Source organism: Psittacicella gerlachiana, assembly GCF_003585965.1.
GTDB lineage: Bacteria > Pseudomonadota > Gammaproteobacteria > Enterobacterales > Psittacicellaceae > Psittacicella > Psittacicella gerlachiana.
Map to the genome: position 1 here is coordinate 1 of NZ_NRJF01000147.1, position 5335 is coordinate 5335.

General features: G+C 30.9%; 3 protein-coding genes. All 3 read left to right on the forward strand.

Going from position 1 to position 5335, the window contains the following annotated elements:
- Window positions 1-1373 (forward strand): BspA family leucine-rich repeat surface protein (locus CKF59_RS05245; RefSeq protein WP_119534914.1); only part of this gene is annotated, 1373 nt, incomplete at its 5' end.
- 494 nt (window positions 1374-1867) lie between these two features.
- Window positions 1868-3655, forward strand: a complete 1788-nt coding sequence (locus tag CKF59_RS05255) for a BspA family leucine-rich repeat surface protein (protein ID WP_119534916.1) — start codon at window positions 1868-1870, stop codon at window positions 3653-3655.
- A gap of 547 nt (window positions 3656-4202) precedes the next feature.
- On the forward strand, window positions 4203-5335 hold a 1133-nt coding region (locus tag CKF59_RS05260), incomplete at its 3' end, for a BspA family leucine-rich repeat surface protein (protein ID WP_222985609.1).

The following is a 5335-nucleotide window of genomic DNA, read 5'->3' on the forward strand; positions in this document are numbered from 1 at the left end:
ACCTTAGTAGCTGGAATGTATCCAAGGTTACGAATATGAGAAACATGTTTCAAATGGCAAAAAGCTTTAATAGCGATCTAAGCAACTGGAATGTTTCTAAAGTAACTAACATGTCTTTTATGTTTAATCATGCAGAAAAGTTTAATAGTGACCTTAGTAGCTGGGATGTTTCAAACGTAACCAACATGGAGTTTATGTTTAATATGGCTGAAATATTTAATAGCGATCTTAGTAGATGGAATGTTTCAAATGTCACCAACATGAGCTTCATGTTTACAAAAGCAAAAAAATTTAATAGTGATTTAAGACAATGGAATGTTTCTAATGTCACTAACATGAGTTTCATGTTTGCTGAGGCAGAAAATTTTAATAGTGATTTAAGTCGATGGAATGTTTCTAATGTTACAGATATGGACTCTATGTTTTCCATAACAAAAAGATTCACTAGCAACTTAAGCAACTGGGATGTTTCCAAGGTTACTACTATGAACTTCATGTTTGCTGGAACTGAGAAATTTAATAGCGATTTGAGCAAATGGGATGTATCCAATGTTACAAGTATGCAATATATGTTTGCAGAAGCTATAAATTTCGATAGCAACTTAAGCAACTGGAACGTTTCTAATGTTACAAATATGAACTCAATGTTCCAAGATGCAAAAAAATTTAATAGCAACATTGGTAAATGGGATGTTTCTAAAGTAACCAACATGGAATTAATGTTTAGTAACGCTAGTAGTTTTAATGGCGATTTAAGTCAATGGAATGTATCTAATGTAATAAACATGAAAGCTATGTTCAATAAAGCAAAAAATTTTAATTGTGATCTTAGTAAATGGGATGTCTCTAACGTAACAGATATGTCATTAATGTTTAACGAAGCTGAAAAGTTTAACAGTGATTTAAACAAATGGAATGTTTCTAATGTAGAGAATATGAGAGCTATGTTCCGATTAGCCATAAACTTTAACAGTGATCTAAGTAAATGGGATGTTTCAAAAGTTACTGATACAAGTTACATGTTTACAGCTACACAAGAATTTAATAGTGATCTGAGTCAATGGAATGTATCTAATGTTACAGATATGGAGAGGATGTTCGCTATCTCCCCTATCTTCAATAGCAATTTAAGCAATTGGGATGTATCTAATGTAACTAATATGGAAGGAATGTTTGCAGCTGCTCTAAGCTTTGATAGTGATTTAAGTCGTTGGAATGTTGCAAAAGTTACAAATATGAAGGATATGTTCAATTTTGCTATAAAATTTAATAGCAATCTTAGCTCTTGGGATGTCTCTAAAGTTACTAATTATAAAGATATGTTTCTAAATGCAAAAAGCTTCAATAATCGATATAAACCAAAATTTAGATAAAGAATCATTTCAAACACTCTTCAAGTACTTCTTAAATTTTTTAAGGAGTACTTTATCGTTAATTAATTATCTACATTTATTAATCAATTTATTAAATCAAAAGTTAATCTTAATTACTTTTTTTAAATACCTCAAATACTTAATACCATTTATCCCCCCTACAAATAAATTTCATAAAAAATTCTACTTTAGTATCTTACCAATCTCCCCTAAAACTTACCAACGTACACAATCTAATCCGGCTCTCTAATCATAATTCAACTATAAGATATATAATAAAACGTCTATCCAATAAACTATAGCTATAACATCACTGATATAATGAATAAGTATAAAAAGTTCAAATTAGTCGATCAATCTAATCTTTTTCATAGATTGGTTCTAATTTCTTCTTTTATCCTATACACCTACTTCACTGTTATTACTTTATACATGTAATCTATGAGTTAATACAGATCAAATTAACTCCAAAAATCTCAACTTAAATAATCCATATGAAAAAGAAAAATCTCATTATCAGCTTAGGTGTTTTAGCTTCTGCTCTAGCTCTAGGTGCGGGAGCATATTATAGTTATAGTTTAAGAGATACAGGAGCAAATCCAGCTTATAACTACAAATACAAACTAACGGATGTAACTTTTGAGCAACTTCCTGATGAAATAAAAGAACAAAGAATAGATCCAACTCAAGTAAGACTTACTTTTACTACTACAGCTCGCTTAAAAGAATTTTTAGATGCATACATCAAAAAATTTAACGACATGGATGGAGAGCCATTAGATTTAAGTTTTATAAATATGTCTCGTATTCGAAATATTGATTTTCTCTTTGCTGGGAAATTAGAAAGTAAAGAATTCCCTGATGGTACTATTTACTATACCTGCAATCTTTGGGGAGTGAACTACTTAAATATTAATTTTTATAGTTTAGATATTAGTAAAGTAAAATCTATGCAAGGCACCTTTGCTTGTGCAGGTTTTTCGAATGATATTAGTAAACTAGATGTTTCTAGAGTTACTAATATGAGTCATTTATTTAGTGATACGTTATTTTTTAATCAAGATATTAGTGGCTGGGATGTATCTAATGTAAAAGATATGTCATCAATGTTCTCAAACACATATTTTAATCAAGATATAAATAACTGGGATGTATCTAATGTTACTAATATGATTGGTATGTTTGCTCATGCCACAAATTTTAATCAAAACCTTAATAATTGGAATGTCTCAAATGTAAAAAATATGAGAAATATGTTTGAAAGTGCAACCTCATTTAATGGTGATGTAAGTCTATGGAATGTATCCAATGTTACAAATATGATGTATATGTTCCACAAGGCAACTTCATTTAATGGCGATCTAAGCAAATGGAATGTCTCTAAGGTCACAAATATGCAAGCAATGTTTGCCAATGCTACAGTATTTAACAGTAATCTAAGCAAGTGGAATGTTTCTAATGTTACAGATATGAAAGGAATGTTTAACGAAGTCAAAAACTTTACTAGTGATCTAAGTAACTGGAATGTTTCTAATGTAACAGACATGTCATTTATGTTTTCTAAGGCTGAAAGATTTAAAAGTGATTTGAGTCAATGGAATGTATCTAAAGTTACTGATATGAATGCTATGTTCCAAGAAGCAAAAATCTTTAACAGCGATCTAAGCAACTGGAATGTTTCTAATGTAACAAATATGCAACATATGTTTAATGGAGCAGAAAGATTTAATAGTGACTTAAGTCGATGGAATGTAGCTAAGGTTACAAATATGAACACCATGTTCCAAGGAGCAAAAAACTTTAACAGTGATCTAAGTCACTGGTATGTTTCTAATGTGACAGATATGTCATATATGTTTAATGAAGCTGAAAAATTTAATAGTGACTTAAGTCGATGGAATGTCGCTAAGGTTACAAATATGAGAACCATGTTCCAAGAAGCAAAAAACTTTAACAGCGATCTAAGCAATTGGAATGTATCTAATGTAACAGATATGTCATTTATGTTTACTGATGCAAAAAACTTTAATAGTGATTTAAGCAGATGGGATGTATCCAACGTTACAAATATGCAAGCTATGTTTGCAGGTGCAATAAACTTCAATAGCAACTTAAGCAACTGGAATGTCTCAAAAGTTACAAATATGAAACATATGTTTGTATATGCTTATAAATTCAACAGCAACCTACGATCTTGGAATGTCTCTAAAGTTACCGACCATGAAGATATGTTCTTAGAGGCAAGAAGCTTCAATAACTACTATAGACCAAGATTCAGATAAAAAATCCTTACAAAAACTCTTCAAGTACTTCTTAACTTTTTTAAGGAGTACTTTATTTTTCTTTAGCTTTCTTATTTGTTACTTATATAAACCTCAAATTAACCTCACCTATTATTTCTCATATCTTATCATCACCCCTCGTCTCCAAACTTCCATTCTTCTATCTCAAACAACTTATACTTTTAGTTGCTATAATAATGATAAATACTAAATTAACCATCAAACAAACTACAATTAATTTACAATTAATAAAGAAAATAGAGCTACTCCTCTAAATATAGCAGTATTGATCACATGATTGATATATACCTCTAGGTACTTTACTATATTTCCATATTTTCTTAAGTTGACCTAATTATTTTTCAATAATTTTCAATCTTAATTTTTAGTTCTCAATCTTGATTTTTAATTCCTGTTCCTTGATTTAAGATTTATCAACAATCACAACTAAAACTATTTCTCTACCAAAAGTAAAAGATTACTTTCGCAAAGTTTTTATATGAAAAAAACCACCCTTATCCTTAGTCTACTTATATTTGCTTTCGCTATGGTTATTATTCTCGCTATCGGAGTACTCACCTTTGGTCGCTACCTAGTAGATAAAGCAAGTCAAGAAGACTACTATCAATACAAGTTAACTAACGTTACTTACGCTCAACTGCCTGCAGGCTTAAAAGGTAAAGTTATTGACCCTAAACAAGTAACCATTACTTTTACCGACTCAGCTCGTTTAAAAAGATTTTTAGATGTATATATTGAACAGTTTAATGATATGCAGGGAGAACCTTTAGATTTAAGTTTTCTTAATCTCTCGACTCTTGATAACCTTGACTTTGTCTTTGCCGGAAAACTTACCCCTATATCTCCTGAAGAAAATCTCCTTTACTATGCTTGTGATTTTGCCAATGACCGTCGAGAGTTAAATATTAACTTTTATAGTTTAGATCTAAGTACGATAAAATCTCTCAAAGCTACTTTTGCTTGTAGTTACTTTACTAATGACATTAGTAAACTCGATGTTTCTCAAGTAACCAACATGGAAAGTTTATTTAGCAATGCAGTAGCTTTCAATCAAGATCTAAGTGCTTGGGATGTTTCGCAAGTAGAAAATATGTCTTTTATGTTTAAAGCTACCAACTTTAATCAAGCATTAAATAGCTGGGATGTAGGTAAGGTAACTAAGATGACTGGCATGTTTGTCATGAATCAGCAGTTTAACCAAAACCTCAATGCCTGGAATGTAAGTAAAGTTACCGACATGCGTTCAATGTTTGAATCTGCCTCGGCTTTTAATGGGGATATTAGTTCATGGGATGTCTCTCAAGTTACAAGTATGCACCACATGTTTCGCCAAGCTACTGCTTTTAATGGAGATTTAAGTACCTGGAATGTCGCTAAAGTAACAGATATGCAAGGCATGTTTATAAAAGCCGTAAACTTTAATCGTGATCTCAGCAAATGGGATATAAGTAATGTTACTGATACCAGCTTTATGTTTAGTGGTGCTACTTCCTTTACTAGTGATTTGAGCAAATGGAATCTTTCTCAAGTAACTGATACTAGCTTTATGTTTGCTTTAGCAAAAAACTTTACTAGTGACTTAAGTCAATGGAATGTGAGTAAGGTAACCAATATGATGGGAATGTTTGGTGGGGCGACAAAATTTAATAGTGATCTAAG

Excerpts from the sequence above, each read along its gene's own strand:
- CKF59_RS05255 (WP_119534916.1), top strand. The coding sequence starts at position 1,868 with ATGAAAAAGAAAAATCTCATTATCAGCTTAGGTGTTTTAGCTTCTGCT.